Below are 23141 nucleotides of genomic sequence, written 5' to 3'. Positions count from 1 at the left end.
TCAAAGCCGGAGAATCACGTGTTTCTGAAATACCAAGCCCCTGCCCGCGGCCTTGCCGTCACCATTGTCGGCGCACTTCTTTCTGCGGCGCCGGTCACGGCCGGCCCGCTTCTTGATGCCGCGATCGAGGCGGAGAAGCTTGCGGCACAAAACGATGCAAAGGGTGCCTTCGAGGCGATGCGTTCGGGGCTTGCAGCTTTCAGCCAGAGCTTGCCGCTCACGGTCCCACGCGCCGTCTTCATCACGGAAGTCCCGAAGGCCTACAGGGCCTATACCGCAAAAGCGGAGCCGGTCTTCGCTACCGGAGAGAAACTCATCACCTATGTCGAGGTGGCCGGGCTCAAATGGCAGCCAGCGCCCAACAACCAGCGCCAATCGCATTTCACCGTCGATCTCGAACTGACCGACGACGAAGGCAAGACGCTCGCGCTGCAAAAGGAATTCGGCAACTTCACCTTCACCGGCCATTCGGATGCGATCGAGATCTACACCCATCTGACGCTCGACGTGGATGGCGCCAAACCCGGCAGCTATGTGCTGCGCTATACCGTGAACGACGTGATCGCGGAGCGCTCGACGCCTTTCGAACTGGCCTTCACGCTGAAAGACAAGAGCTGAACGCCCATATCGGGCGTTCAGTGTGTCGGATCAATTCGCCATGGTCGAGCGGTGCGCCCAGCCGGTCATGCGCTTTTCGAGCCAGGCCATTAGCGCATACATGGCGATGCCTTCGACCGCGAGCGCCAGAAGCCCGGCAAAAACCAGGGGCACGTTGAACTGGCTCTGGGCCGAGCTCATCATGTTGCCGAGGCCGTAATTCGAGGCCACCGTCTCCGAGACAACAGAGCCGACGAAGGCGAGCGTGATCGCAATCTTCAGCGAACCGAAGAAATAGGGCATCGACCGGGGAATGCCGACCTTCAGCATGATGTCGAGCTTCTTGGCGCCCAGCGCCCGCAGCACGTCTTCCGTCTCCGGTTCGATGGTGGCAAGCCCCGTCGCCACATTGACGACGATCGGGAAGAAGGAGATCAGGAAGGCGGTCAGCACTGCCGGCACGGTGCCGATGCCGAACCAGATGACGAGGATCGGCACGAGCGCCACCTTGGGGATCGCATTGAAGCCGATCATCAAGGGGTAGAGCCCGGCATAGATGGACTTCGACCAGCCGATGAAGAGACCGAGCCCCAGTCCGGCGACAACGGCGATCATGAAGCCGAGCGTCGTCGTGTAGAGGGTCTGCAGCGAGTTCTTCCAGATCGGCGACCAGTATTGCACCACCGCCTCGAACACGCGTGATGGTGCCGGCAGGATGGTCGGCGGCATGTCGAGTACGATGACCGTCAGTTCCCAGATGGCAAAGAGCGCCAGCGTGTAGAGGAAGGGTGCCGCCCGCACCCAGTTGATACGCTGCATCAGCGGCTTTACCACCGGGCGGGTCGGCGCTGTCTCGATCGTCATCGTCATGCCGCCACCCTCGCCTTTGCGATCTCGCCGTGCAGCACATGCACCATGTCGTTGAACTCGGTCTGGTACATCAGTTCCAGATCCCTTGGCCGCGCGAAGGGCACCGTGTGTTCCTTGACCACCTTTCCGGGTCTGGCACTCATCACGAAGATCCGATCCGCAAGGAAGACCGCCTCGCGCAAGTCATGGGTGACGAGCACGATGGTCACGCCTTGGGCCGCATGCAGATCGCGGATGACGCACCAGAGCTCCTCGCGGGTGAAGGCGTCGAGCGCACCGAAGGGCTCGTCGAGCATCAGCAGTTCCGGCTCGTGGATCAGCGCCCGGCAGAGATTGGCGCGCTGCTGCATGCCGCCGGAGAGCTGCCAGGGGAATTTCGAGCCGACGCCCTTCAAGCCGACGATCTCCAGGAGGTTCTCGGCCTTCTCGACATATTCCTTCTTGTTGGCTCGAAGGCGATGGCGATGCCGCTCGACGATCTCAAGCGGCAGAAGGATGTTTTCGAGTGTCGTGCGCCAGGGCAGCATGGTCGGGTTCTGGAAAGCCATGCCGACGATCGAGACCGGCTTGGTCACCTGCTGGCCGGCGACGATGACGACGCCGGATTGCGGGATATGCAGCCCGGTCACGAGCTTCATCAGGGTCGACTTGCCACAGCCGGACGGACCGACCACGGCGGAGAATTCGCCCTTGTCGACGCGCATGGTGAGGCCGGCTACGGCAAGCGTTCCGTCGGCGCCGCCATAGCGCATGTCGACATTGTCGATGGAAACGAGGTGGGACATCGGGGCTCCGGTCAATGTTGCATTACCCAACCTCCCCTTGAGGGTGAGGTCGCTGCGAAGCAGGGGTGGGGTGATCTCGCAAAGGTCACCCCACCTCGAACCTGCGGTTCGACCCTCCCCCTCAAGAGGAGGGTCAGACCATCAAGGCAACATCCGCTCTTCCTTGGCCGGCAGGAAGCTTCCGTCGAAGACCTGCTCGGCCGTGACATTGCCCTTCAGGCCCATGGAGACCTTGAGCGTCTCGATCGAGGCGGAAAGGCGTGCCATGTCGACGCTGCCCATGCCGTTTTCGACAACATAGGGCGTCTTGATGTTCATGGCATTGGCCATTTCCAGACGTTCCTTCTCGATATCGACATTCAGCGTCTCGTTTCGCTTCAAGACAGCGGCAGCACCCTCTTCCGGATTGGCAACGGCATCGGCAAAGCCCTTGGCAAGCGCCTTCAGGAAGCCTTTCACAGCCTCGGGATTTTCAGCGGCGAAGTCGGAGTTCACCAGCACGCTGTTGCCATAGAGGTTCAGACCGTTATCGGCCATCAGAATGGTCGCGATGTCGTCGGCCGGAATGCCTTGCGCCTTGAGGTTCAGGATGACCGAGAAGGCAAAGCCGAAGACGGCATCGACATCGCCCTTGGCGAGCATCGGCTCGCGAACGGGAAAGCCAATCGATTCGATGGTGATGCCGCTGTCGTCAATTCCGGCGGCCTGCTTGAAGGCCGGCCACTGCGCAAACGCGCCATCCGGCGGCGGAGCGCCGAGCTTCTTGCCTTCCAGCGACTTCGGATCTTCGGTCACGCCGAGCGACTTGCGGCCGACGACCGAGAAGACCGGCTTGTCATAGACCATCATCACGGCCTTGACCTTCTGGGACGGATCCTCATCCAGGAACTTGATCACCGAGTTGATGTCGCCGAAGCCCATCTGATAGGCGCCGGTTGCCACGCGCGGGATCGCCTCGACCGAGCCATTGCCCGAATCGATCGTCACATTGAGGCCTTCCGCTGCGAAATATCCCTTGTCCTGCGCCAGCAGGAAGCCGGCGGCTGGGCCCTCGAACTTCCAGTCGAGCGTGAACTTGATGGCCGTCTCGGCATGCGCCTGACCGACCGGCAGCGTCACGCCGGCAAGCAGACCCGCCGCAACAACCGAGGCCGAAAAGAGACGTCTTGTGATCATGGATTTGAGCTCCCCTTGTTTTTGATGGGCGCATCAAAGCAGGAAACGCGGAACCCGCAAAGCGGAAAATGCTCAAACTTTCGTCAAAAATGGATCTGCACAAATTTGGCGCATTGAATGCAAAGAGATGTACGACATCAAAGACCTGCCCCGAAGGGAACGGGTCAGCGCTAACAGTCAAATAAGAAATAGCAATATTGGTGCGGACGGCGGGGATCGAACCCGCATGACCTAAGGCCGAGAGATTTTAAGTCTCTTGCGTCTACCAGTTTCGCCACGTCCGCATGCGGGCCCTGTTTCGATCAGATCGGCGGACGCGTCAAGGGTGGCGGACCAATGCTGTGGCCCGCCCCGTGTCATCTATCACTCAGCTTGCCAGTGCATCCAGGAATTCGACGCCGATCTCGCGGGGGCTGCGCCATTTGACCGCGCAGTCATGGGTCGTGCCGTCCTCGAGGCGCAGGCGGAATTGAGGGGGAATGTCGGCGGTCGATTCGAAGCTCACCTTGGCGCCGAGCGGCGAGAGATTGCGAATCATGCAGTCGAAGGTGGAATGGCCGCCGGGGAGAATGGCGCGGCCGGCTTTAAGCGCCCGAAGGCGGGGCTGACGACGACGATCTGGCTGTTCCATGGGCATGCATCCTTTCAGGCCTTACAACCGTAAGAATGCACAGAAGCGCTCAACAAAGGCTTCAATCGACCGGTCGCATTTTAACGATCGGGCAGCACAGCTGTCGCAGAAACGAAAAAAGGCGGAGCTTGCGCCCCGCCTTTTGACGATCGTCAATTCCAGTTATCAAGCGAGCTTGGCAGCCAGCTTGGCGACATGGGCGCCCTGATAGCGCGCACCTTCGAGCTCGATCTCGGACGGCTGGCGCGAACCGTCGCCGGCCGTGATCGTGGAGGCGCCGTAGGGCGAGTTGCCCATGACTTCGCTAACACCCATCTGGCCCTGGAAGGCGTAGGGCAGGCCGGCATAGACCATGCCGTGATGCAGGAAGGTCGGGATGAAGCCCATGATGGTGGTTTCCTGGCCGCCATGCTGGGTCGCGGTCGAGGTGAACATCGAGCCGAGCTTGCCGGTCAGCTTGCCCTGGGCCCAGAGGCCGCCGGTCTGATCCCAGAAATTGCGCATCTGCGAGGCGACCGTGCCGTACCGGGTGCCGGCACCGACGATGATGGCGTCATACTGGTCAAGCTCGGAGGGGTCGGCGATCGGGGCCTGCTGGTCCATCTTGTAATAGGAAGCCTTGGCGACATCTTCCGGCACCAGTTCCGGAACGCGCTTGACGGTGACGTCGGCGCCGGCCGACTTTGCGCCTCCGGCAACGGCATAGGCCATGGTTTCGATGTGACCGTAAGCGGAATAATAGAGAACCAGTACCTTGGCCATGTCGTATCTCCCTTTGAACATGCGGCCCTGCCGCGCTGTGGATGTGCGACATGTAGCGCATTCCACGCCGGGAACCAGTCGCGGCTGCGGGAACGCAGTGTTCAATCAATGAGTGCCTTTACTTCTCTTCACGGACATAAAACGGTAACCTCTCGGTCCCCGCCTGCCCCATTCCCATAGGACTTCATCCATGACCTCGACGATCAAGACCGCCGCCATGCTCGCCATCGGCGACGAACTCCTGTCCGGCCGCACCAAGGACAAGAATATCGGCCATCTCGCCGACCTTTTGACGGTTGCCGGCATCGATCTGAAAGAGGTCCGCATCGTCTCGGACGAGGAGGATGCGATCGTCGAGGCGCTGAATGCGCTCAGGTCGAAATACACCTATGTCTTCACCTCGGGCGGCATCGGCCCGACGCATGACGACATCACGGCGGATGCCGTATCCAAGGCTTTCGGCGCGCCCTGCCTGCACGACCCTGACGCCATGAAGCTGCTCGGCGACATGTATGCTGGCCGCGGGCTGGAATTCACCGAGGCCCGCCAGCGCATGGCGCGCATGCCGGAAGGCAGCCGCCATATTCCGAACCCGGTCTCGACCGCCCCCGGCTTCATCATCGGCAATGTGCATGTGATGGCCGGCGTGCCGCAGGTCTTCCAGGCGATGATGGCGCATGTGATCGAAACACTGCCGGCCGGCCAGCGGGTGCTGTCGCGCTCGATCGCCTGCCCCTTCGGTGAAGGCGATATCGGCACGGCGCTTGGCGCGATCCAGAAAGCGCATCCGGAAACCTCGATCGGCTCCTATCCACATTTCGATGGCCGGCGCTTCTCGACCGAGCTTATCGTCAGGGCACGCGACCAGGCGATCGTCGATGCGGCCGCCGCCGATGTCGAGGCGATGATCGATGCGATCCGAAACGAGAAGGATGCGGCCGCCACGCGCGATCTCGGCACCGGCGAGGTGGCCTGAGCCGCTTTCCTTTGTGCCTCAAACCCCTCCTGACTTGACCTCGGTCAAGGCGGAACAACGTAACGGAACCCATAGTTATCTCATGCGGACGTTGAATAAGGACCGCAAGAGGAGACGACCATGGGTTACCGCACACTTCTTGCCATATTGGACACACCGAAAACCACGCAACAGGTGGCGGATTTCGCCGTCGCCATTGCCAACCAGTTTCAGTCGCATGTGATCGGCGCCCATGCGGAGGCCGTGGCCATGGTGCCGCTGGTCGCGCCGATGGAGATCCCGGACCCTGCGACCGTGCAGGCGCTGCAGGACATGGCGCATCAGGAGACGGAAAGCGTGGAGCGGATCTTTCGCGAGATCGGCAACCGCGAAGGCCTGTCGCATGAATGGCGCAGCTTTGTCACATCCTCCGGCTTCAATTCCGCCGCCCTGATCGACAGCGCGCGCAGCGCCGATCTCGTGATCGCCGCTCAGGGCGAGGCGGGCATGCTGTCCGAAACCCGTTCCGAACTCGAGAGCTTCCTGTTCGAAAGCGGACGGCCGGTGCTGCTCATCCCGCATATCCTGAAGGCACCGAAACCGATCCGCCGGGTGCTCGTCGCCTGGAACGGCTCGCGTGAGGCGGCCCGCGCCACCTTCGATGCCCTGCCCTTCCTGATGGCGGCCGAAGAGGTCGAGATCTTCACCGTCGACGCCTCCGACACCTCCACCCAGACCGGCGCAATCGCCGGCGCCGAGCTCGCCGCTTCGCTTGCCCGCCACGGGATCAAGGTGACCGTCACGGCGTCGGAAAAGACCGGTCTCGACCCGGCAATCGCCATCGAGAACCGCCTGTCGGACAGCTCCATCGATCTCCTGGTCATGGGCGCCTATGGCAACAAACGCTGGTGGGAAATGCTGTTCGGCGGCGTCACCCGCACGCTGCTCGATTCGATGACGGCACTGACGCTTCTGTCGCGCTGATTGATCGACTAATCGGGCGGGAACGCGAGGCCTTGCCAGAGGCTTCGGATTCCCGCTAATAGCAACGGCCAAAGACTGGAACCCTTTGAGGGGACGAGGTTCGCGCGGTATCTGCCGCGCGAAACGCGTTTCGGGACCCGTGCAAAGCGGCCCGCCTGAAAGGATCCGGTCGACGGCGCCGCAATCCGGCGCGGACGATATCATCCAGCCAGCGGAGCCCCGTGCATGTCTCTCCCCGATAAAGCCTTTCCCGTTTCCTGGGATCAGTTCCACCGCGACGCGCGCGCACTCGCCTGGCGCCTTGCCGGTCTTGGTCAGGAATTCCGCGCCATCGTCTGCATCACCCGCGGCGGCCTGGTACCGGCGGCGATCATCTCGCGCGAGCTCAACATCCGCCTGATCGAGACGGTCTGCGTCGCCTCCTATCATGACTATGTCAACCAGGGCGAAATGAACCTGCTGAAGGGCATCACCGCCGAACTCATGGTCAATGGCGGCGAAGGTGTGCTCGTGGTCGACGACCTCACCGATACCGGCAAGACGGCGCTTGAAGTGCGCGAGATGATGCCGAAGGCGCATTTCGCCTGCGTCTATGCCAAGCCGAAGGGCGTGCCGACCATCGACACCTTCGTCACCGAGGTGTCCCAGGATACCTGGATCTATTTCCCCTGGGACATGGGCTTCACCTATCAGGAGCCGATCGCCAAGGGCTCCAAGGGCTGATCCAAGTCTCGCCGCCATCCTCATCAAACCCGTCTGTCACCCGCAGGCGGGTTTTTTCTTGGCCGGCAAAAACGCTCCTACTCTCCAACTTCTCGGCTAGCCGCCTCGCTTATTGCTCACGGCTGGTGATGGGACGGAACAATTCGGCCGCTCGGCCGTATGGCTCTCATGTTCCACTCCCAACGGTAGAGAGCAACTGATGGCCACCCTTCACTCGCCGCCGACAGCATCGAACGCCTACCCGGTGTCGGCGCTGTTCGTCCCATTTCCTTTCGTCTGCTTCACGCTGACGCTGATCACAGACATCCTCTACTGGCGAACCTCGCATCTGATGTGGAGCAATTTTTCCGACTGGCTCTTGTTCTTCGGCCTGATCTTCGGTGCCTTGTCCATTCTCGCCGGTCTGATCGATCTCGCCCGTCCCGCCACGCGTGCTCTTCGCCCCGGCTGGCCGGCGGTCATCGCCTATCTCGCGGTTCTGGTGCTCGCCTTCATCAACAGCTTCATCCATGCCGGCGACGGCTGGACGGCCATTGTGCCCTATGGCCTTGCCACATCCCTGATCACCGTCATTGCCATGATCGCCTGTGTCTACCTCACCGCCGAACAGCGCAGCGCCGACGCCTGGAGAACGCCATGACCCGCTCTACCCTGACGCTCCGTCACGCCGCCCTCGCCTCGACCGCCGTTCTTGTGCTGGCGCTTGCCGGCTGCAGCGACGACAACGGCAATTTCGACATCACCAGCCAGATCGGCCCCGACCCGGTCCTGCCGGAGCCCCGCCAGTCCCTGCTGCCTGACCTCAAGGTCGCGGAAGTCGTTGGATGGGGGGAAAACGAGACCCCCGACGTACTGGAGGGCTTCACCATCACCGCATACGCCCGCGATCTTGCCAATCCGCGTACCGTGCACACGCTTCCGAACGGCGACGTGCTTGTGGTGCAAAGCAAGGCCCCACCCGGCAAGCCGGTGGAGCGGCCCAAAGACGTTATTCGTGATTTCATCATGGCGTTTGCGGCCGGCAGCGGCGGTAACGACAAACCCACCAATCTCATCACGCTGCTGCGCGACACGGATCGTGACGGCACCGTGGACGAGCGACATGATCTGCTCACCGATCTCAACTCCCCCTTCGGTCTCGCCTTTGCCGACGATACCCTCTATGTCGCGGCCGCCGATGCGGTCCTCGCATATGACTATCAGCTCGGGCAGAACGAGATCACCACGCCGCCGCGCGTCCTCACCCCCTTGCCGGGCGGCCCGATCAATCACCACTGGACCAAGGATCTGGCGCTGAGCCCCGACGGCCGCTTCCTCTACGCCTCGGTCGGCTCGAACTCGAATGCCGGCGAACGCGGTCTGGAGGCCGAAAAGGGCCGCGCCGCGATCTGGCAGATCGACCGGGAAACCGGTGCCTCGCGCATCTATGCGTCGGGATTGCGCAACCCAAACGGCCTGACGATCAACCCCGAGAGCGGCGCGCTCTGGACCGTCGTCAACGAACGAGACGAGCTCGGCCCCAATCTCGTACCCGACTATATGACCTCGGTGCAGGACCGCGGCTTCTACGGCTGGCCGTGGAGCTATTTCGGCCAGCATGTCGATCCGCGCCTGCATCCGCCGCGGCCCGACATGGTCGAGCAGGCGATCAAGCCGGATTATGCGCTCTCGAGCCATGTGGCCGCTTTGGGTCTCGCCTTCTCCTTGGGCATGGCCATGCCCGAGGAGTATGCGAACGGCGCCTTTGTCGGCAATCGCGGCAGCTGGAACCGCGACCAGTTCAATGGCTACAAGGTGCTCTACGTGCCCTTCGAAAACGGCATGCCGTCGGGTGAAGCCCGAGACGTGGTGACCGGCTTCCTCAATCCCGACGAAGAAGCCCGCGGCCGCCCCGTCGGTCTTGGTTTCGATGGAACCGGCGCGCTCTTGGTTGCCGACGATGCCGGCAATACGGTCTGGCGCGTCGCTGCGCAGAATGCGACCGCCCTTTCCGAACCGCTCGGCACGGATGAAATGCCGCCGGGCTCGCCGGTCGCTGAGGAACAGGCCGGTGCTGCTGAAGCCGTCGAAGGCGCAGCGCCAGCAACCGCACCGGCCGAGGGCACGCCCGCAACGGAAACGCCTACGCCTGCTAGCCCTGCGCCGGACGCCACAACGCCGCCCGCCGAAGATCCGGCCGTCGCACCGACCCCGGACGCGCCGGCCAATACCGGCGATGGCACGCTTGCGCCTCCGACACCGCCCCAGACGGATGTCCCGGCGACGGGACCGGAAGGTGCCGTTCAGGACGCGACGCCTGCAACGCCGGCTCCTGCGCAACCCTAATCGACCCATCGGGCTCTGAAAAAACGAGAAAGCCCTCCGCCAGACAGACGGAGGGCTTTCGATTCGGTCACAAAGGCTCCGCGATCAGGCTGGCAAACGGCGATCGTATTCGTCCTTGAGTTTGAGCCAGCCGTCCCAGAAGGGCTCCGCCCGCCGGCCGTCCAGATGGGCGCTGAGAATATCGAGATGCATGTGCCAGCCCGCACCGACCATGAGCAGGTTGGCACGATCGGAAATGCGGCGATGGGTGATGGTCAGCAGCACCTCATCCCCGTCCGCCTTCAGATCGAAGGCGACCTCACCGCTCTCGCCCCAGGTGAAGACGAGCCGTTTTTCCTTCTGCACCTCGAGCACGCGGCTCGTCATTCGCATCTCCTCGCTGAAGCCTTCCGGCCGAGCGCCCGGCGGGTCCGTCAGCTCCTCGTTGCGCCACACCAGTTCGAAGGTCGAACCCGCCTTCTCCTCCATGCTGCCCGCAGCGAGCCATTTGCGCCGCATCTCGCCATCGGTCAGATATGACCAGATCCGCGAAGCCGGCCCGGGCAACAGGCGCTCGATCACCAGCGTTGCGGGCTCGGTCACTCGGCCATAAGGATTTACGTCCAGTCTTTCCGTCATCGTCATTCTCCATCAGGTTTCTGTCGGGGAAATGCGGCATCCTCCGCTCGGAGGAGCCGTTCGAGGACATCCAGCCGGCCGGTCCAGAAGTGCTCGTAGGCGCTCAGCCACTGGTGGGCACCGGCAAGCGGTCCCGGATCCAATCGGCAGAGATGGGTACGGCCTCGGATCTCGCGGCGGATAAGGCCTGCGGCTTCGAGGACCTTGATGTGTTTGGAGGCGGCGGCGAGCGACATAGAGAAAGGCTCGGCCAGTTCGCCGACGCTCCTTTCTCCTTGCGAAAGGGCCGCCAGCATGCGCCGACGCGTCTCATCGCCCAGCGCGTGAAAGATCATGTCCAAAGAATTGTGTGAAATATCAACCATGCGGTTGAATATCGACGATCACCCGTCAATTGTCAACCATGTGGTTTAATGATGGTCTACGCGCATGTTTCTCAGAGGAAAAATAGCCAGCCGAGAACCAAGAGGAGAAAGCAACCGCCGACGATGAGCGACCAGGCGGAGAGCGCAAATCCGGGTTTTGCGCCACTGTCTGACTGCGCGGAATATTCGGTGGACCGTCGCACCTCAGTGCCTTGGCCGTTTTCGCTTGGCTCCGTCACCATAAAATCCTCCCGTCTCGTTACCTCAGCGGGTAACCCACCGCCATGGCTTCGGTTCCGATGCTGTCCCCGGACCGGTCCGATAGCCCTGGAGGGAACCCTGTCTCCCCTGCTCCGTTTCATCCGCACAGAAGGAGAGGCTTTTCATGAATACGCGGTCGAAATTTCATCTGATGGCACGGGCCGGTTATGGCGCGCGGGGTATCGTTTTTCTGATGATTGCGGGGCTCGCTCTGTTTTCAGGCATCGCCGGCGGTGAGGCCGACACGCAATCGGCTCTCGAAACCATCCTGCAGCAGCCGTTCGGGAGGATCTGGATCGGGCTGATCGGTCTGGGGCTCGCCGGCTTCGTGGTCTGGCGGCTTGCTCAGGCATTGGCCAATGCCGATGGCCATGACGAAAACGCCAAGGGCTACATTATTCGTGGCGCGATGTTCGGCAGCGCGATCACCTACGCCGGTCTCGCCATGACCGCTCTGACGCTCGCACTTGCCTACGGGTCGAACAGCGGGTCGGGCGGCGAAGCGGGGCTTGCCGCCTGGATCATGTCACAGCCATTCGGGCGCTATCTCGCCGGGCTGACCGGTCTCGGCTTCGTGGCTGGTGGCGTGGTGACGTCCATCAAGGGCCTGCGTCGCGGCTTCGGTAAATATCTGGACCTCGATGCCAACAGCAATTCGCCGGCTGTGCTCATCTCCATCTACGGTCTCGTCGCCCGCGGCGTCGTCTTTGCGATCGTTGGCGGCTTCTTTGTCTATGCGGCCTTCACGGTCAATCCAGAACAGGCTGGCGGCACCGCAGAGGCACTGGCCTGGGTCCGTCAGCTCCCCTTCGGCAGCGTGGTCTATGGCGTCGTCGCGCTCGGTCTTGGCGCCTTCGGTCTCTACAATTTCGTCGAGGCGCGTTACCGGCGCATCAATGCGCCCGAGGCCGGCGACCTGCGCCGTCAGCTACCTATCGGCCGTGCAAACTGACGCATAAGAACGACCGTCGATGCCGTCACCTGCCACTACAGCAGATCCTGCGATGGCACGATGGTCACCCCCGGTGCCGCCGACACGGCGGCATCCAGCATGGCGCGGGCGATGGCTTCCGGCGGGTTCGCCTTCAGAGACGACGGCAGGATCGGATTCAGCATTGAAAGCACCCTGCCCGCCCACTGCTCCATCGGCCGTGGCTCCTGGCGCGGGCCATAGATAAGCCCGGGGCGGACCAGCACGGCTCGATCGAAGCCGAGCTGCAGGATATCACGCTCCGTCTCACCCTTGACCCGACTGTAGAAAAAGAGCGACTTCACGTCGGCCCCCTTCGCAGAGTTGAGAACGAAGGCCCGTGCACCGTGAGCTTTTGCAAGCCGTGCAATTTCCAGAGGATAGTAGTGGTCGACCTGACGGAAGCGCTCGCGTGATCCGGCCGTTTTCAGCGTGGTGCCGAGAGCACAGATCACGGCATCGGCGGACCAGATCGACGGGTCCTCAGGAAGATCATCGAAATCGACGATCGGCGCCGAAAGGCTTGGTCGCTCCGGCAACGGCCGGCGGGTCGGGGCGGTCACCGTCGACACGCGTGGGTCGGCGAGCGCCAGATTGAGGACATGACTGCCGACAAGTCCGGTGGCGCCCAACAGCAACAGATGCATGATCCCGTCTCCTTCATTCCGATGTCTCGCCTCAGGGCCAGCGCCAGTGCGCGATGCAGGCCTCAATGCATGCCAAGACTGCCCGTTCCATCACACAAACGAAAGAAGCGCCACATCGCTGTGGCGCTTCTCTTGTTCGCGAATTAGCGATTTTCCGAACTTCCTCAGGCGGCCGTGCGATAGCCTGCCGAGCCGGCCGATGCGCCACCTTCCAGCTTGAAGCGGGCAAGCTGCGCCTGCAGCTGGCGGGCTTCGCCAGCGAGAACCTGGCTGGCGGCCGTCGTCTCTTCGACCATGGCGGCGTTCTGCTGGGTCATCTGGTCCATGTGGTTGACCGAGGTGTTGATCTCGCCGAGGGCTGCCGACTGTTCTTCGGCGGCACGGGCGATCGTCACGACGTGATCATTGACGCGGTTGACCAGCGATTCGATCTCCTTCAGCGCCTCGCCGGTGGACAGAACGAGCGACACGCCGCCCTTCACTTCCTCGGCTGAGGTGTTGATCAGGGTCTTGATCTCCTTCGCGGCATTGGCCGAGCGCTGAGCCAGTTCGCGAACCTCTTGTGCGACGACGGCGAAACCACGACCGGCTTCACCGGCGCGCGCAGCTTCGACGCCGGCATTCAGCGCCAAGAGGTTGGTCTGGAAGGCGATTTCGTCGATCACGGAGATGATCTGGCTGATCTTCTGCGAGGACTGCTCGATGCGGCCCATGGCGTCGATCGCGTTGCGGACGATGTCGCCCGACTTGCCAGCGCTCGACTTGGTCTCTTCGACCATATGGGAGGCTTCCTTGGCGCGCTGGGTCGAGGTCTTGACCGTGGTGGTGATTTCCTCAAGCGCTGCGGCGGTCTCTTCGAGCGAAGCGGCCTGCTGCTCGGTGCGGCGGGCAAGCTGGTTGGCGGCCGACGACAGCTCGCCGGAATTGCCGGTGATCGTGCCAGCAGCGCTCAGGATGTTCTGCATGGTCTGGCGCAGAACGGCCATGGTCTGGTTGACGTTGCCCTGCAGTTCGGCAAAGGCGCCCTGGAACTGGCCCTGCATGTCGTGCGTGAGGTCAGCATCGGCGAGCGCTGCAATGACGCGGCGCACTTCGGTCACGCCACGATCGACGCTTTCGACCAGCTCGTTGACCGAGGCGGCGAAGCGCTGCAGGTCCGCATCCTCATAGGTCTTGCCAATGCGCTTTGAGAAGTCGCCGGCAGCGGCAGCGGCAACAATGCCGCTGATCGAGGTCTGCAGATCCTTGCTCTGGGCGTGCAGTGCCGCTTCTTGGGCTTCCATCGCACGCATCTGCTCTTCGTTCGTGCGGAAGACTTCGAGCGCACGCGCCATTTCGCCGATTTCGTCCTTGCGCTCGGTGCCCGGAATGCTGCTGCCAAGCTTGCCAGAGGCCATTTCCGTCATGACGGCGGTCAGGCTGCGGATCGGGTTGACGATGCCGCGGCGGGCAAGCAGGAAGCTGATCGCGACGCCTGCGAGAATGCAGACGGCGGCAGTGACGATCTGGACCAGCATGGTGAAGCCGGAGGCCGCCAGCGCGTTTTCACGCGAACCCGTCAGGCTCTCGGCCGACGAGGTCGAATATTCCTTGACGACAGCAGTCACCGTCTTCTGCGCCTCGAGCGCCTTGGCAAGCTCGGCCTTCATGACGGCGAGATCCTGGCCGGCGGGCGTGGCAGCGACGGCCACCATTTCACGAATCTGGTTGAAGTAGGCGTCGAGCGCCTGCTTGGTGCGTTCGAGGATCTGGGCTTCGGCCGGGCTCGCAGTGGTTGCGATCTTCGGCAGGCGTGCCAGCATTTCAGCGGCACGCTTGTCGGTCTCGGCGGCAAAGTCGGCGGCCTTCTCAGGCGCCAGCGCCAGCTGGTAGGTCATGCGCGAAATGGCGATGATGTCGACGCGCAGGTCCATGGCCTCGCGGGCCACCTCTTCGCGGGCGCCGGTATCCTTGAGGGCGGCGCCCAGCGAGGACAGGCCGCTTGCGCCCACAGCCGCGATCGCGGCGGCCGCCACGCCCATCAGGACGACGACAAGGCTGACCTTCTTCAGAATGGAAAGATTGGCAATACTCATGGAAATTTCACTCCGTGCGAACCCGCCATCCTGGCAGGCGGCCCTGACCGGCCGGGCATGGAGCTCATTCCATACGTATGCCTCCCTCAATACGTGGGACATGTTGCGATTTCGTTGCTACGAAATACAGGAAAGACGCATATGATTTTTAGGTGGTCCCGGGAAGGCGCGACGCGGTCGCCGATTTCGCATGTCAAGGCACTGATTCTTGGCGCGGGTCATCCCCAGGTTTTTGAGCAACAGGCGCGGTCTTTCGCGAAAGCCCTCAAATCCGGGGCGCCGTTCGCTCAGACGGGTCATTTCGGGACGAAATATAGCCCGTGACATCTGGTTGACGGAGAGACATCCGCGGCGGCATGCGTCACATCGACCGAGAAAGCCCTTTCATTCCCGTGACTTCGCTCTTTTGCCCGTTATCCACAATGTAACACCACAACATATAGCGTTAACATTTCCTTCACAGACCACCCCTTGACGGAATCAGTCGGGACGATGTTAATGGATCCTGTTGCGGCGGCGACTGGACCGGGCATGAACGAGGCCGGGTTTCATCAAACATTGTAGCGGCTTTCTTGCAAGTGGAACGGCGTTCTGACGACGCCTTCCGCGCCAGGAAATTTGTGCGATTTTTGACCGCCGGGCGGGGGTTTCAGATCTGGCGGCAATAAACTGTTAGTACCATATTTAGTGTTTGCAGCCACCATCTCTACCATATACAGGGTCATCATCTCCGGATGAATCACCTGACGGACGAACAAGTGAACGGCTGCGCGGTTCGGCGTGCAGACGACATGTTTTATCGCGCCGAATTTCCGGCGCCCAAGATCGAGGGACACAGGCAGATGCGCATTGAACGTCGCTTCACCAAACCGGGACAGTCCGCTTACGCGGAGATCGAGTTCCGCAAGGCCATCAGCGAGATCAAGAACCCCGACGGCTCAATCGTATTTCGTCTTGCCGACATCGACGTCCCCGCCCAGTTCAGCCAGGTGGCGGCGGACATTCTCGCCCAGAAGTATTTCCGCAAGGCCGGCGTGCCGAAGGTGCTGAAGAAGGTTGAGGAGAACGATGTTCCTTCCTTCCTCTGGCGCTCGGTTGCCGATGAAAAGGCACTCGCGGCCCTCCCCGAGAACGAGCGCTACGGCTCGGAAACCGATGCACGCCAGGTCTTCGATCGCCTGGCCGGCACCTGGGCCTATTGGGGCTGGAAGGGCAAGTATTTCTCCTCCGAAGAAGACGCGGCCGCCTTCAAGGACGAGCTCGCCTATATGCTCGCCACCCAGCGCGTCGCACCGAATTCTCCGCAGTGGTTCAACACCGGCCTGCACTGGGCCTATGGCATCGACGGCCCCGGCCAGGGCCATTTCTATGTCGACCCCTTCACCGGCAAGCTGGTAAAGTCCAAGTCGGCCTATGAACATCCGCAGCCGCATGCCTGCTTCATCCAGTCCGTCGAAGATGACCTGGTCAACGAAGGCGGCATCATGGATCTCTGGGTCCGCGAAGCGCGTCTCTTCAAGTATGGCTCCGGCACCGGCTCCAACTTCTCCTATCTGCGCGGCGAAGGCGAAAAGCTTTCGGGCGGCGGCCGTTCGTCGGGCCTCATGTCCTTCCTGAAGATCGGCGACCGGGCGGCCGGCGCCATCAAGTCCGGCGGCACCACCCGTCGTGCGGCCAAGATGGTCGTCGTCGACATCGACCATCCGGATATCGAAGCCTATATCGACTGGAAGGTGAAGGAAGAGCAGAAGGTTGCCGCCCTCGTCACCGGCTCCAAGATCGTCGCCAAGCATCTGAAGGCGATCATGAAGGCCTGCGTCAACTGCGAGGCCGACAACGGCGCCTGCTTCGACCCGAACGAGAACCCTGCCCTCAAGCGCGAAATCAAGGCCGCGAAGAAGGACCAGGTTCCGGAAAACTACATCAAGCGCGTCATCCAGTTCGCCCAGCAGGGCTACAAGGATCTCGACTTCAAGACCTATGACACCGACTGGGATTCGGAAGCCTATCTCACGGTCTCCGGCCAGAACTCCAACAACTCGGTCTCCCTGAAGGACGACTTCCTGCGCGCCGTCGAAAACGATGGCGACTGGAACCTGACCGCCCGTAAGGACGGCAAGGTGATGAAGACGCTGAAGGCCCGCGACCTCTGGGACAAGATCTCCTATGCCGCCTGGGCATCCGCTGACCCGGGCCTGCACTTCAACACGACGATGAACGACTGGCACACCTCGCCGGCAGCGGGCCCGATCCGCGCGTCGAACCCGTGCTCGGAATACATGTTCCTCGACGACACGGCCTGCAACCTGGCTTCGCTGAACCTGCTCCGCTTCAAGGATCAGAAGACCAAGAAGATCGACATCGCCGACTACGAACATGCCGTTCGTCTGTGGACCGTCGTTCTCGAAGTCTCCGTGATGATGGCGCAGTTCCCGTCGCGCCAGATCGCCGAACGCTCCTATGAATACCGCACGCTCGGCCTCGGCTACGCCAATATCGGCGGCCTGCTGATGTCCTCCGGCATTCCGTATGACTCGGCCGAAGGCCGCGCCATCGCCGGCGCGCTGACCGCCATCATGACCGGCGTGTCCTATGCGACGTCAGCCGAAATCGCTTCGGAACTTGGCCCCTTCCCGGGCTTTGCACCGAACCGCGACAACATGCTGCGCGTGATCCGCAACCATCGCCGCGCCGCCCATGGTCTGTCGGACGGCTATGAAGGCCTCTCCGTCAATCCGGTCCCGCTGGTCCATGCCGAGTGCACGGATCCGGCCCTGGTCGCCCATGCGACGGCTGCCTGGGACAAGGCGCTCGAGCTCGGCGAAAAGCATGGCTACCGCAATGCCCAGGTCTCGGTCATCGCGCCGACCGGCACGATCGGTCTCGTCATGGACTGCGACACGACCGGCATCGAGCCCGACTTCGCGCTCGTCAAGTTCAAGAAGCTCGCCGGTGGCGGTTACTTCAAGATCATCAACGCTGCCGTTCCGGAAGCGCTGCGCTCGCTCGGCTATTCGGAAAGCCAGATCGCCGAGATCGACGCCTATGCCGTCGGCCATGGCAACCTGAACCAGGCGCCGGGCATCAACCCGTCCTCGCTCAAGGCCAAGGGCTTCACCGACAAGAAGATCGAAGCCGTCAACGGCGCGCTGAAGGCTGCCTTCGACATCAAGTTCGTCTTCAACCAGTGGACGCTCGGCGCCGACTTCCTGAAGGACACCCTGAAGGTTTCCGACGAGCAGCTCGCCGATATGAGCTTCAACCTGCTCGACCACATGGGCTTCTCGAAGAAGGACATCGAGGCCGCCAACATCCACGTTTGCGGTGCGATGACGCTCGAAGGCGCGCCCTTCCTCAAGGCCGAACATCTGCCGGTCTTCGATTGCGCCAATCCCTGCGGCAAGATCGGCAAGCGTTATCTGTCGGTAGAATCCCACATCCGCATGATGGCAGCGGCCCAGCCGTTCATCTCGGGTGCGATCTCCAAGACGATCAACATGCCGAACGAAGCGACCGTCGAAGATTGCGGCGCCGCCTACATGCTGTCCTGGAAGCTGGCGCTCAAGGCCAACGCGCTTTACCGCGATGGCTCGAAGCTCTCCCAGCCGCTCAACGCCTCGCTGATCGAGGACGAGGATGACGAGGACGGCGTCGACGAACTGTTGGCCCAGCCGATGGCGGCCCAGGCGGTCACCATCACTGAACGCATCGTCGAGCGCATCGTCGACCGCGTCGTGCGCGAACAGGAAAAGCTGCCGACCCGCCGCAAGGGTTATACCCAGAAGGCCAAGATCGGTGGTCACACCATCTTCCTGCGCACCGGCGAATATGACGACGGCCGTCTCGGCGAAATCTTCCTGGACATGAACAAGGAAGGCTCGGCCCTTCGCGCCTTCATCAACAACTTCGCCATCTCCGTCTCGCTCGGCCTGCAGTATGGCGTGCCGCTCGAGGAATATGTCGACGCCTTCACCTTCACCAAGTTCGAGCCGGCCGGCATGGTCACCGGCAACGACGCGATCAAGAATGCGACGTCGATCCTCGACTACGTCTTCCGCGAACTGGCGATCTCCTATCTCGGCCGCCACGACCTCGCGCATGTCGACACCTCGGACTTCACCACCACGGCACTTGGCCGCGGCATGAAGGAAGGCAAGGCCGACGTCGTCTCCAAGGGCCTGACCCGCGGTTACAAGCCGACGCTCGTCTCCAGCCATATGCCGGCTGCGGCAAGCGCCGAGCCCAAGGGTGCAGCAACCGCCGCCCCCGCCAAGGCCTCGGCCACCGTCACCGCCTTCTCGTCTTCGGGCGCCACCGCCCGCAAGCTCGAAGTGACGACCGCTGTTGCCACCTCCGAAGTCGTGTCCTTCAAGCGCGATTACGAGGAGCGCGCCGTTGAACTGGCCGAGGAAATCGCCTCCGAAAGCGTCTTCTCCGACGCCGCAGCGGACGAGGCAGCCGCCGCCAAGGCCGACGCCAAGAAGCTCGAGGCCTCCCGCCGCATGCGCTCGATCGCGCAGGGCTATACGGGCAACATGTGCTCGGAATGCCAGAACTTCACGATGGTGCGGAATGGGACTTGCGAGAAGTGCGATACTTGCGGTGCCACGAGCGGGTGCAGCTGATTGGTTGACATTTGATCGAGATTTCGGCCCGGGGGAAACCTCGGGCCGAAGTGGTTTTGGGCACCCCACCTCCCCCCAAGCGGGGGAGGACGGAAAATCGAAGGCTTAGGCGAGCGCAAGCCGCCTAAACTTCAGATTTTCCTGGAGAGGGGCACGGTTCCGTTGGCGAATACCTGACCAAGCCCCTCTCTTGCGATTTCAGATGTTTAGCCGTGGCTTGCGCCACGACTAATTCATCGAAATCGCTTTCTCCCCCGCAAGGGGGGAGATAGGGCCGCCTCATTCGCCTCATTCGCCGCAGTTCCGCAACTCCGCCAGAATGAAACTGCAGACGCCATCGAGATTGTCCTGGACCTCGCCGTTCCAGACCCGCAGCACCCGAAAGCCCTGGGAGCGAAACCAAGCATCCCGCTGGGCATCGCGCTCACTCTCGGCATGCTGATGTCCATCTACCTCAATGATCACTCTTGCCTCGAAGCAGACGAAATCAAGAATGTAACCATCAAGCGGCACCTGCCGCCGGAACTTGAAGCAGCCGAGCTGTTTTGTCCGCAGCACCTGCCAGAGCCGGTTCTCGGCCCAAGTGGCATCCGCCCGCATGGTGCGGGCAAAACGGCGGTGATGCTGTGGAACCTCGCGATGTGTCATTCGAGCCCCTCGAAGCCACCAGAGATTGCACCTGGTTCGTGGCGAAGGAAAGAGGCTTCCGATAGGTATCAAGGCTGCTTTCGGAGGGAGGACATAATGGAAAGCTGCAAGGACCGAAATGGTGATACCTGGGAGATCTATAAGAGCGATGGTTGGCGGTGGCGACGGACGGCACCAAACGGCAGAATTGTGGGCGCATCGGCCGAGAGCTACGTCAACAAAAGCGATTGCATCAGCAACGCGCAACGCAATGGTATGACCTGCACGCCAAAGTAACCCGTCCTACGCTCCCTCGGATTTGACCCGAGGGCAAGTTTCAACCCGCCCGGAGGGAGCGATCCCGACAGGCGGCGAAGCTCGGGCATTAGTTTTCCCTCACCCTGAAGTGCCCGACCTCGTCGGCCTCGAAGGGCGAGGCCATCAGCGCAGGATGCTTCGAGGCCCGCCCTTCACGCGGGCACCTCAGCATGAGGGCGTTCGACCGCCCGCAGTCCCCATTGGGCGAGAAGCAGGACACCGGAACCAATCGCAATTGAAACTGTTAGCTCTTCACAACAGCCAAGGAGAGAACATCATGCGCGCACTCAACCTCATCACACTGCTGCTCGTCATCGTCGGCGGCGTCAACTGGCTGCTCGTCGGGCTGGCCAATTTCGACCTCGTCGCCACCCTGTTCGGCGGTCAGGATACGGCGCTTGCCACGATCGTTTACGTTCTGGTAGGCCTGTCGGCCCTTTGGCAGATTGTCCCCTTCGCCAAGGCCATGTCGGTCGGCGAGACGCGGGCGGAAGCCAATATCGGCGGTCATCGCTGATCGAAACCCGTCTTCAGATTGCGGTCGCCTTTGCAGCCTGCAGTTCACAGGGCCGGCCATGCCGGCCCTGTTTTCGTTCGGCTGGCACCTTTCGTTCGAATGAACAGGCCGTCCCAAAAAAGTCCGCCCTGCCCGCTCTTTCAGGCCCGGCCGCCCAACGCTTCCTTAACGGCCTTGCGGTACATTACGATAGCTTAAAAGACGGACGGAGACCCAAGCGAAATGTCCAAACCGACCTTCCGCTTCACCCATTACGACCTGAAGGAACAGCGCGCTGGCACGATCATCGAGGTGACACTGTCGGCCGTGAACAATGTGCGCCTGATGACGCCGACGAATTTCCAGCGTTTCAAGGAAACGCTCGATTACAAGTTTCTCGGTGGCGTGGCGAAGAAGTCGCCTCTGAAAATCGCCATTCCGGAAAGCGGCCACTGGCATCTGATCGTCGACATGGAAGGCCATCACGGACTGGCCGAATCCAAGGTCAAGATGATCGCCGCTCCTGCCGTGCAGCCGAAGCAGAGAGCCTCGTAAAAAGGTTCCGCACGGCCTCCTCCGGCAATCGCCTCCCGTTCCCATGCAGACCCGCTCGCTCTCTCACCGAAAGCGGGATGAGCGTGCTGTCGAGGCCATCGTCATCACCTGGCAGCAAGACAAGCCGGCGGCGCTTGAAGTCGATGGCAGGAGCCTGACTCCTCCATTGAAAGCGACAGAGCCCTTGGCGGCTCGCCTCGGGATCATCAGGCCGCGTCGACACCAGTCGTTGATGTTTCCCCCGCCCCGTCCTCCGGAACCAGATCCTCGGCGAAAAAGGCGCGGCCGCGGCCACCTTGCTTGGAGGCATAAAGCGCCCGGTCGGCGATCGCCATGATCGGCCGCGCGGCCGCACCGTTTTCGGGCGCAATCGCCAGACCGAGGCTGATGCCGACATCGACCTCCGGTCCGCTCAATAGCGTGATCGGCCGGGAGACCGAGGCGATGATCGATTGGGCGAGCATCGACAGGCGCGGCCGGTCGCGGAAGGCGTGGACGAGGATGACGAATTCGTCGCCACCGACACGGCCGACCAGACCGCTTTCGCCAACGGCCTCGCGAAGCCGCTCTGCCACGACGCGGATGACCTCGTCGCCGGCAGCGTGGCCATGGAGATCGTTGACGGCCTTGAAGCGGTCGAGATCGCAGGCGATCACCGCAAAGGGCGCGTGAGCCAGTCGCTCGGCAGCCTCGTTCAGGGCGTTGTCGAAGCAGAGGCGGTTGGCAAGGCCCGAAAGCGCATCCCGATGGGCGAGCTCGCGGTTGCGCTTTTCGCTCTCCTCCAGCCGCTCCGACAGCCGGCCGATATAGCGGCCGAGCACGAAGCTTGCGGCCAGCATGAGGCCGCAGAGCAGGACGACGGCGGGAACGGTGATGGTCCAGATATCGGCACCCGGCTTGAACAGCCCGAAGTCGAAGCTGCCGAGCGCCTGACCGTCAGCGCTCTTCACCACCAGCATGCCGTCCCCGTTGCGACGGAATTGCAGGTTTTCATATTCGAGCTGGGAGTTGAGATCGGCCACCAGATCGGCATCGATCGGACGGGCGGAGACCAGGATGACCGGATCGCCTTCCGGCAGCGCCACCTCCCCGTCATCTGGAACGATCGCCATGGCGGTCGCCAGCATCACCTCGCCGTCGACTTCGGCAAAGCCGAAGGCCGCGATGGCATGGACCTGCGATGCCGGCACCGGGTGCTGACCAAAGCCACCCTTGATCGTTGTGCGATGGGCATGGTGGCGGGTCAGCGCCAGATCGGCAATCGCCTTCAGGTCATCGCCGGGCCTCAGGTCGCGGGCGGTCAGATCCACCTTGTCCTGCCAGGCCGACATCAGAACGCGACCGCCGGGGCCGATCAGGAAGGTGCGCTCATGGCCGAAATCGTACCAGAGCGAGGAGACGAATTCCTCGATGACATAAGAGGCGTGAAACTTGAGGGTGATGTATTTCACCGAGCGATCCCAGCGGGCCAGACCGAGCTGGTCGCGAGCCAGCAGGCTCTGGCGATCGCGCAGCACATTCTCCAGCAGCAGGATCTGCTTTTCGGCGGCGATGTCGTCGGCCTTGCGCGAAGCGATGTGGCCGATGAAGAGCAGCGACAAGGCCGAAAGCGTGATGAGGACAATAGAGAACAGCTTCACCATGGCCGGCAGGCCAAGGCGCGGCGCGCCGGTCATGCCCGGCATCTGCCATCCATCCATCTCTTTCGCCATGCACGATCCCCTGTTCGGCCGGCAAGTCTAGGGCACAGCGCTTAAAGACGGCTTAAGCTGAAAT

At 62.2% G+C, this 23141-nt stretch carries 22 protein-coding genes and 1 tRNA gene; 10 read left to right on the top strand and 13 right to left on the bottom strand.

The window, feature by feature from the left end; genetic code table 11:
- Nucleotides 1-18: 18 nt before the first annotated feature.
- On the top strand, nt 19-618 hold the full coding sequence (locus D4A92_RS16060; RefSeq protein WP_203015513.1) for a hypothetical protein: 600 nt from the start codon (nt 19-21) through the stop codon (nt 616-618).
- A gap of 30 nt (nt 619-648) precedes the next feature.
- Here D4A92_RS16060 and D4A92_RS16055 read toward each other — a convergent pair whose 3' ends face one another.
- The 6 genes from D4A92_RS16055 to wrbA all read right to left on the bottom strand — a co-directional run bounded on the left by D4A92_RS16055 (nt 649) and on the right by wrbA (nt 4821).
- Entirely contained in the window at nt 649-1467 is an 819-nt protein-coding gene (locus D4A92_RS16055; RefSeq protein WP_203015511.1) for an ABC transporter permease, read from the bottom strand.
- Nucleotides 1464-2252, bottom strand: coding sequence for an ABC transporter ATP-binding protein (locus D4A92_RS16050; RefSeq protein WP_203015509.1), 789 nt, complete (start codon nt 2250-2252; stop codon nt 1464-1466). The genes D4A92_RS16055 and D4A92_RS16050 overlap by 4 nt, the downstream gene beginning before the upstream one ends.
- A 141-nt stretch (nt 2253-2393) precedes the next feature.
- Entirely contained in the window at nt 2394-3428 is a 1035-nt protein-coding gene (locus D4A92_RS16045) for an ABC transporter substrate-binding protein (protein ID WP_203015507.1), read from the bottom strand.
- A gap of 198 nt (nt 3429-3626) precedes the next feature.
- A tRNA-Leu gene (locus D4A92_RS16040) sits at nt 3627-3712 on the bottom strand.
- 83 nt (nt 3713-3795) lie between these two features.
- Nucleotides 3796-4059 (bottom strand): PilZ domain-containing protein, encoded by a 264-nt coding sequence (locus D4A92_RS16035; protein ID WP_006728621.1) that lies wholly within the window; start codon nt 4057-4059, stop codon nt 3796-3798.
- Nucleotides 4060-4224: 165 nt separating this feature from the next.
- Nucleotides 4225-4821 (bottom strand): NAD(P)H:quinone oxidoreductase, encoded by a 597-nt coding sequence (gene wrbA, locus D4A92_RS16030; RefSeq protein WP_203015498.1) that lies wholly within the window; start codon nt 4819-4821, stop codon nt 4225-4227.
- A 190-nt stretch (nt 4822-5011) separates the two neighbouring features.
- Here wrbA and D4A92_RS16025 point away from each other — a divergent pair, with 190 nt between their 5' ends.
- The 5 genes from D4A92_RS16025 (at nt 5012) to D4A92_RS16005 (ending at nt 9808) form a co-directional block, all read left to right on the top strand.
- Complete coding sequence (locus D4A92_RS16025) at nt 5012-5797, top strand: competence/damage-inducible protein A (protein ID WP_203015496.1); 786 nt, start codon at nt 5012-5014, stop codon at nt 5795-5797.
- Between the two features lie 120 nt (nt 5798-5917).
- Nucleotides 5918-6760 carry a universal stress protein gene (locus D4A92_RS16020; RefSeq protein WP_203015494.1) on the top strand — a complete coding sequence of 281 codons (843 nt, stop codon included), beginning with the start codon at nt 5918-5920 and terminating at the stop codon, nt 6758-6760.
- A 225-nt stretch (nt 6761-6985) separates the two neighbouring features.
- Entirely contained in the window at nt 6986-7483 is a 498-nt protein-coding gene (gene gpt / locus D4A92_RS16015; RefSeq protein ID WP_203015492.1) for a xanthine phosphoribosyltransferase, read from the top strand.
- A gap of 199 nt (nt 7484-7682) precedes the next feature.
- Nucleotides 7683-8123 (top strand): DUF2231 domain-containing protein, encoded by a 441-nt coding sequence (locus tag D4A92_RS16010; protein ID WP_203015490.1) that lies wholly within the window; start codon nt 7683-7685, stop codon nt 8121-8123.
- Nucleotides 8120-9808, top strand: coding sequence for a PQQ-dependent sugar dehydrogenase (locus tag D4A92_RS16005; protein ID WP_203015488.1), 1689 nt, complete (start codon nt 8120-8122; stop codon nt 9806-9808). The genes D4A92_RS16010 and D4A92_RS16005 overlap by 4 nt, the downstream gene beginning before the upstream one ends.
- 84 nt (nt 9809-9892) lie before the next feature.
- On the opposite strand, the gene D4A92_RS16000 is transcribed toward D4A92_RS16005, so the two are convergent.
- Both D4A92_RS16000 and D4A92_RS15995 read right to left on the bottom strand, forming a co-directional pair.
- Nucleotides 9893-10432, bottom strand: a complete 540-nt coding sequence (locus D4A92_RS16000; RefSeq protein WP_425957860.1) for an SRPBCC family protein — start codon at nt 10430-10432, stop codon at nt 9893-9895.
- Nucleotides 10429-10791, bottom strand: coding sequence for an ArsR/SmtB family transcription factor (locus D4A92_RS15995; protein WP_203015482.1), 363 nt, complete (start codon nt 10789-10791; stop codon nt 10429-10431). Before D4A92_RS15995 ends, D4A92_RS16000 begins: the two co-directional genes overlap by 4 nt.
- Before the next feature lie 385 nt (nt 10792-11176).
- Here D4A92_RS15995 and D4A92_RS15990 point away from each other — a divergent pair, with 385 nt between their 5' ends.
- Nucleotides 11177-12004, top strand: a complete 828-nt coding sequence (locus tag D4A92_RS15990) for a DUF1206 domain-containing protein (protein ID WP_203015480.1) — start codon at nt 11177-11179, stop codon at nt 12002-12004.
- Between the two features lie 35 nt (nt 12005-12039).
- On the opposite strand, the gene D4A92_RS15985 is transcribed toward D4A92_RS15990, so the two are convergent.
- The 3 genes from D4A92_RS15985 to D4A92_RS15975 all read right to left on the bottom strand — a co-directional run bounded on the left by D4A92_RS15985 (nt 12040) and on the right by D4A92_RS15975 (nt 15580).
- Nucleotides 12040-12669 (bottom strand): NAD-dependent epimerase/dehydratase family protein, encoded by a 630-nt coding sequence (locus D4A92_RS15985; protein ID WP_203015478.1) that lies wholly within the window; start codon nt 12667-12669, stop codon nt 12040-12042.
- A 164-nt stretch (nt 12670-12833) separates the two neighbouring features.
- Nucleotides 12834-14744 (bottom strand): methyl-accepting chemotaxis protein, encoded by a 1911-nt coding sequence (locus D4A92_RS15980; RefSeq protein WP_203015476.1) that lies wholly within the window; start codon nt 14742-14744, stop codon nt 12834-12836.
- Nucleotides 14745-15295: 551 nt separating this feature from the next.
- The gene (locus D4A92_RS15975) at nt 15296-15580 is read right to left on the bottom strand and encodes a hypothetical protein (RefSeq protein WP_203015460.1); all 285 of its coding nucleotides are present in this window, start codon (nt 15578-15580) and stop codon (nt 15296-15298) included.
- Nucleotides 15581-15586: 6 nt separating this feature from the next.
- Between D4A92_RS15975 and D4A92_RS15970 the strand changes: the two genes are divergently transcribed.
- Nucleotides 15587-19369: a vitamin B12-dependent ribonucleotide reductase gene (locus tag D4A92_RS15970; RefSeq protein WP_203015458.1), complete on the top strand. Its 3783-nt coding sequence runs from the start codon at nt 15587-15589 to the stop codon at nt 19367-19369.
- Nucleotides 19370-19657: 288 nt separating this feature from the next.
- On the opposite strand, the gene D4A92_RS15965 is transcribed toward D4A92_RS15970, so the two are convergent.
- On the bottom strand, nt 19658-20017 hold the full coding sequence (locus D4A92_RS15965) for an endonuclease domain-containing protein (protein WP_203015456.1): 360 nt from the start codon (nt 20015-20017) through the stop codon (nt 19658-19660).
- A 574-nt stretch (nt 20018-20591) separates the two neighbouring features.
- Here D4A92_RS15965 and D4A92_RS15960 point away from each other — a divergent pair.
- Together D4A92_RS15960 and D4A92_RS15955 are read left to right on the top strand one after the other, a co-directional pair.
- Entirely contained in the window at nt 20592-20831 is a 240-nt protein-coding gene (locus D4A92_RS15960) for a DUF378 domain-containing protein (RefSeq protein WP_203015454.1), read from the top strand.
- A gap of 222 nt (nt 20832-21053) precedes the next feature.
- Entirely contained in the window at nt 21054-21365 is a 312-nt protein-coding gene (locus D4A92_RS15955) for a DUF1883 domain-containing protein (protein WP_006728636.1), read from the top strand.
- A 206-nt stretch (nt 21366-21571) separates the two neighbouring features.
- On the opposite strand, the gene D4A92_RS15950 is transcribed toward D4A92_RS15955, so the two are convergent.
- Nucleotides 21572-23077, bottom strand: coding sequence for a diguanylate cyclase domain-containing protein (locus tag D4A92_RS15950; RefSeq protein ID WP_203015452.1), 1506 nt, complete (start codon nt 23075-23077; stop codon nt 21572-21574).
- Nucleotides 23078-23141: the final 64 nt, after the last annotated feature.

Origin of the sequence: Rhizobium rosettiformans, from assembly GCF_016806065.1 — a bacterium.
Classification (GTDB): Bacteria; Pseudomonadota; Alphaproteobacteria; order Rhizobiales; family Rhizobiaceae; genus Allorhizobium.
This window is presented reverse-complemented; position numbering and strand designations above follow the sequence as displayed.

Coding starts and splice junctions, on each gene's coding strand:
- D4A92_RS16055 (WP_203015511.1), bottom strand. CDS start 1,467: ATGACGATGACGATCGAGACAGCGCCGACCCGCCCGGTGGTAAAGCCG.
- D4A92_RS16050 (WP_203015509.1), bottom strand. CDS start 2,252: ATGTCCCACCTCGTTTCCATCGACAATGTCGACATGCGCTATGGCGGC.
- D4A92_RS16045 (WP_203015507.1), bottom strand. CDS start 3,428: ATGATCACAAGACGTCTCTTTTCGGCCTCGGTTGTTGCGGCGGGTCTG.
- D4A92_RS16035 (WP_006728621.1), bottom strand. CDS start 4,059: ATGGAACAGCCAGATCGTCGTCGTCAGCCCCGCCTTCGGGCGCTTAAA.
- wrbA (WP_203015498.1), bottom strand. CDS start 4,821: ATGGCCAAGGTACTGGTTCTCTATTATTCCGCTTACGGTCACATCGAA.
- D4A92_RS16025 (WP_203015496.1), top strand. CDS start 5,012: ATGACCTCGACGATCAAGACCGCCGCCATGCTCGCCATCGGCGACGAA.
- D4A92_RS16020 (WP_203015494.1), top strand. CDS start 5,918: ATGGGTTACCGCACACTTCTTGCCATATTGGACACACCGAAAACCACG.
- gpt (WP_203015492.1), top strand. CDS start 6,986: ATGTCTCTCCCCGATAAAGCCTTTCCCGTTTCCTGGGATCAGTTCCAC.
- D4A92_RS16010 (WP_203015490.1), top strand. CDS start 7,683: ATGGCCACCCTTCACTCGCCGCCGACAGCATCGAACGCCTACCCGGTG.
- D4A92_RS16005 (WP_203015488.1), top strand. CDS start 8,120: ATGACCCGCTCTACCCTGACGCTCCGTCACGCCGCCCTCGCCTCGACC.
- D4A92_RS16000 (WP_425957860.1), bottom strand. CDS start 10,432: ATGACGATGACGGAAAGACTGGACGTAAATCCTTATGGCCGAGTGACC.
- D4A92_RS15995 (WP_203015482.1), bottom strand. CDS start 10,791: ATGGTTGATATTTCACACAATTCTTTGGACATGATCTTTCACGCGCTG.
- D4A92_RS15990 (WP_203015480.1), top strand. CDS start 11,177: ATGAATACGCGGTCGAAATTTCATCTGATGGCACGGGCCGGTTATGGC.
- D4A92_RS15985 (WP_203015478.1), bottom strand. CDS start 12,669: ATGCATCTGTTGCTGTTGGGCGCCACCGGACTTGTCGGCAGTCATGTC.
- D4A92_RS15980 (WP_203015476.1), bottom strand. CDS start 14,744: ATGAGTATTGCCAATCTTTCCATTCTGAAGAAGGTCAGCCTTGTCGTC.
- D4A92_RS15970 (WP_203015458.1), top strand. CDS start 15,587: ATGCGCATTGAACGTCGCTTCACCAAACCGGGACAGTCCGCTTACGCG.
- D4A92_RS15965 (WP_203015456.1), bottom strand. CDS start 20,017: ATGACACATCGCGAGGTTCCACAGCATCACCGCCGTTTTGCCCGCACC.
- D4A92_RS15960 (WP_203015454.1), top strand. CDS start 20,592: ATGCGCGCACTCAACCTCATCACACTGCTGCTCGTCATCGTCGGCGGC.
- D4A92_RS15955 (WP_006728636.1), top strand. CDS start 21,054: ATGTCCAAACCGACCTTCCGCTTCACCCATTACGACCTGAAGGAACAG.
- D4A92_RS15950 (WP_203015452.1), bottom strand. CDS start 23,077: ATGGCGAAAGAGATGGATGGATGGCAGATGCCGGGCATGACCGGCGCG.